This is a genomic window from Pseudomonas sp. EA_5y_Pfl2_R50, from assembly GCF_963970475.1.
In the GTDB taxonomy this organism is placed as follows: domain Bacteria; phylum Pseudomonadota; class Gammaproteobacteria; order Pseudomonadales; family Pseudomonadaceae; genus Aquipseudomonas.
Window position 1 is genome coordinate 1 of sequence record NZ_CAXAPT010000195.1, and the last position, 438, is coordinate 438.

General features: G+C 66.0%; 1 protein-coding gene. It reads left to right on the forward strand.

Annotated elements, in window-relative coordinates:
• Window positions 1-12: 12 nt before the first annotated feature.
• A partial coding sequence (locus AACY19_RS27415) for a serine/threonine protein kinase (protein ID WP_339454624.1) occupies window positions 13-438 on the forward strand: 426 nt, incomplete at its 3' end.

A 438-nucleotide genomic window follows, 5' to 3' on the forward strand; every position in this document is an offset into this window, starting at 1 on the left:
CATGCCGGGGGCATGGCGACGTTGTGGAGCGTCACGCATCCCGGCATCGACCGCCCGCTGCTGATGAAGATCCCGCGCGTCTCGGAAGGAGAGGATCCCGCCGCGATCGTCTCCTTCGAGATGGAGATGATGATCCTGCCGCGCCTGTCGGGGCCGCACGTGCCGGCCTGCTTCGGCACCGGCGATTTCGCGCATCAGGCTTACGTCGTGATCGAGCGCATCCCCGGCACGACGCTCTACAAGCGGCTGTCCGACCTTCCGCTGCCCTACGACGAGGCGCGGCAGCTGGTCGCGAAGATCGCCACCGCGCTCGCCGACCTGCACCGGCAGAACGTGATCCATCACGACATCAAGCCGAGCAGCATCATGTTCCGCGACTCCGGCGAGGCTGTGCTGATCGATTACGGCCTGTCGCATCACGACCATCTGCCCGATCTG